This window comes from Phenylobacterium sp. (assembly GCF_004799395.1).
Lineage (GTDB): Bacteria > Pseudomonadota > Alphaproteobacteria > Caulobacterales > Caulobacteraceae > Phenylobacterium.
In genome coordinates this window covers 1-3,267 of record NZ_SSMZ01000162.1, presented here as the reverse complement: position 1 = coordinate 3,267, position 3,267 = coordinate 1, and the positions used below count along the sequence as shown (strand labels likewise).

The 3,267-nt window shown below is 68.9% G+C and carries 3 protein-coding genes; 2 read left to right on the top strand and 1 reads right to left on the bottom strand.

Annotated features, from left to right (window positions below; all coding sequences use genetic code 11):
• Both E8A12_RS10605 and E8A12_RS10600 read left to right on the top strand, forming a co-directional pair.
• Positions 1–880 (top strand): hypothetical protein (locus E8A12_RS10605; protein WP_293368428.1); only part of this gene is annotated, 880 nt, incomplete at its 5' end.
• A gap of 48 nt (positions 881–928) precedes the next feature.
• Positions 929–2,137: a hypothetical protein gene (locus E8A12_RS10600; RefSeq protein WP_293368426.1), complete on the top strand. Its 1,209-nt coding sequence runs from the start codon at positions 929–931 to the stop codon at positions 2,135–2,137.
• Here E8A12_RS10600 and E8A12_RS10595 read toward each other — a convergent pair.
• Entirely contained in the window at positions 2,134–2,925 is a 792-nt protein-coding gene (locus E8A12_RS10595; protein WP_293368424.1) for a DUF6270 domain-containing protein, read from the bottom strand. The two genes, E8A12_RS10600 and E8A12_RS10595, sit on opposite strands and share 4 nt — an antisense overlap.
• Positions 2,926–3,267 lie beyond the last annotated feature (342 nt).

The following is a 3,267-nucleotide window of genomic DNA, read 5'->3' as shown; positions in this document are numbered from 1 at the left end:
CTTTGATCGGGTTGTCTGGGCCGAAGACCTTGGCATCGCGGACTTCCAGGGCTGGCTCTTCAAGCACGACGTGGTGGAGGTCTGTACGGCGGTCAAAGGGCCGTTCATCCACCAGGCCTGCCAAGGCGGCTTTTCTGGCGGCGCGGACGCGGTGATCTATCTCGATCCGGACACCGCCCTATTCGGCAGCCTCGAACCCCTGGAGACGTGGCTGGAGGAGAGCGACATTCTGCTCACGCCGCACCTGGTCGATCCGAATGTGACGGCGGAAGCGATCGCGGACAACGACCTGTCGGCCTCGCGGACCGGCATCTTCAACCTCGGATTCGTCGCAATCCGCACGACGGGCGAGGGCGCGCGCTTCGCGAAGTGGTGGAACGACCGGCTGCTGGACTGGTGCTACGACGACATGCCGAGCGGTCTCTTCGTGGACCAGCGGTGGTGCGACCATGTCCCGGCGCTGTTCAATCACGTCAAGGTGGTCCGCGACCCCGGCTACAATGTCGCCAGCTGGAACCTCAGCACGCGGACGCTCGAGGTGCAGAAGGACGGACAGGTCACGGTCAACGGCGCGCCCCTGCGTTTCTGGCACTTCACCAAGCTGGGGCCCATGGGCGACGCCATGACCAAGAAGTACGGGGCGACCAACTTCCCGGTCTATGAGGTCTGGAGCTGGTACAAGCGCCAGGTGACCGCGGCGACCGACAAGGCGATCCCAGAACGCTGGTGGGCCTATGGCGCCTATTCCGACGGAACGCCGATCGAGAAGGCGCATCGGGTGCTCTACCGACAGCGCGCGGACCTGCAGGCGGCCTTCCCCGACCCCTTCGCGGCGGGCGAGGGCGGCTACGCTCGATGGCTGGAGCGCGAGGGGCTCTGAGAGCGGCTTGCCTTGACAGGCTCCGGTCTGCGCCCGAGACAACCGCCCATGGCCAAGACCGCCGCGTCCGCTCCGAAGCCCGCCGAGGCGCATCCCGCCGATTTGGCTCCTAAGGCCGCCGCCGTGGCGAAGAAGGTGGCGGGCCTGCGCGCCGACCTGGCGCTCGCCCACGACCTCGTCCACCAGGCCCAGGTCCGCGAGGCCCTGACCCGATCCGAATTGACCCTGGCGCTTGGCGCGGCGCTGAAGGCGCGGGCCGAAGCCATCGCCGATGCTCGCCGCGACGCCCTGGCCGGTTGGGCTGCGCGGGCGCGCCGTCCGCCCCAGCCGTCAGGCCGAACGAGCCAGCGCCTGCTGCTGCGCCTGGGCGTTTCTGGCGAGGTGCGGATCATCGCCGACAGCCGGTTGTGGCGCGGCGAAGACCAGGCCGACATCGCGGCCTATGTGCGCCGCCGCGCCGATCCGGCGGCCGCGCCGCGGACGCTCTTCGACCAGGCCTGGTATCTGGCGACCCAGCCGGAGGCCGCGGGGTTCGGCCGCTCGCCGCTGGTCCACTACCTGACGCGGGGGATCGCCATCGACGCCGCGCCGCATCCGCTGTTCGATGCCGCGTTCTATCGCCGCCGAAGCGCAGCCGAGCTGGGCGGGGCCTCGCCACTGGCGCACTTCGTCCATGCCGGCGCCTGGGAGGGCCGCGATCCTCACCCCCTGTTCGACCTGGCGCACTACGCGGGCCAGCGGCCGGACCTGGCGGCGGACGAGGATCCGATCTCGCACTATGTCCGCAGGGGCTGGCGCGACGGGCTGTCGCCGCATCCGCTGTTCGACCCGGCCTGGTATCGCCGCCAGATCCCGCGGCAGGCGGCCGACGCCGCGCCCCTGGTCCACTACCTCACCGAAGGCTGGCGCCAGGGCCTCTCGCCGCATCCGCTGTTCGATTCGAAATGGTACCTTGAGCAGTACGAGGACATCGCCGCCGCCGGGTTCGAACCCTTGACCCACTATCTGGGCGGGGGCGCCGCTGAGGGGCGCAATCCCAGCCCCTGGTTCGACACCACCCACCATGTCGCCGCTCGAGGATCGGACCTGGAGGCCGACCTAAACCCGCTGGTGGACTATCTCCAGGGCGGCGCCTGGGCCATGGCCGAATCGCGGCCAGGCTTTCCCACGGCGGCCTACCTCGCGCAGAGCCCAGAGTTGGTGGCGCTGGGCTTGACGCCGCTGGAGCACTGGGCTCGCAAGGCCGCAAAGCCTTAGGCGGCGAGCTGTGGGCGGACGCCCAGCTGCGTCAGCTGATCCCTGATCGCCGCGTAGTAGGCTGGCACATAGTGGAACGGGCTTTGACCCCAAAGATGCCTATCGTCGGCCACGCGCAGATCCGGGGCCTCGACGCGGGCCATCGGCGGCATCAGCTCGGCGAACGTCGTCTCGTAGCGGGCGAGCAGCGCATTGTGCGCCGCGAGGTCGCCGGGTCGGCCCGGGAGGATCTCGACGCCGCTCATGGCCGCGGTTCGGCCCTGCGCCGTGCGCCGTCGATCCGCCCAGCGCGACGAATGCAGGATCAACTGCGCCTGGGCGAGCGGCGTGGCGCGCACCAGGGCGGCCATCTGGGCTGCGCCATCCAGCCACAGCCGCTCGCAGGCCGCCGAAAGCCGCGGAACGGTCCGCGCGCCACGGAAGGCCGGCTGCTTGCGGTAGCCGCTGGCCTCCAGCTCCCAGCTGTCGGTGATCAGGGCGCCGCCAGCCGACAGGAGGTCGAACCTCTCGTCGATGAAGTCGAAGATCAGGTGGGTGGGACGAAAGGCCACAAGGGCGGCGATCGCGGTCTTCGAGAGGTCCGCGACCAGCGCCCGATGCGGTTGGGCCTTCAGCCCACCGGGCGGTTTGGCGACGGCGCGGAAGCCCTGCAAACGTGTGGCAAAAAGGCTCGGCAAACTGGTTCGCGACACGTAGAGCAGCTCGGTGGAAGCCTGGGTGTCAGTCTCGCCACGGAACCGCCACAGATCGCGGCTTATGCAACTGCCGACAATGGCGACCCTCGACATACCAACTCCCGGCCCCGGCGCCGCATTCCTGCGCGGCCGCATGGGTTCTAGCAAGGGGTGGGTGCGTCTGCGCAGCCGCCGCATTGACAATGCGGGTACGTCTAAGCATCTCTCCGCCCGCCCCGGGAGTTCCGGGCTCGGCGAGCGCCGGTCGATGAATTTCGATCCGCGTTCACTCTTTTAGGCCACCCTCTAGTACATTGACGGCACACACGGACGGCACGGCTCGGCGCGCATGAAATTATTCAGTTTTCTTTCGAATCAGCCGGACAACGCGCTGACCCGGGCCCTTTCGGCGGGGAAGCATCCGTTCGCGGTCGCCGCAGCGTTCAGTTTCTTCTC

Coding starts and splice junctions, on each gene's coding strand:
- E8A12_RS10600 (WP_293368426.1), top strand. CDS start 929: ATGGCCAAGACCGCCGCGTCCGCTCCGAAGCCCGCCGAGGCGCATCCC.
- E8A12_RS10595 (WP_293368424.1), bottom strand. CDS start 2,925: ATGTCGAGGGTCGCCATTGTCGGCAGTTGCATAAGCCGCGATCTGTGG.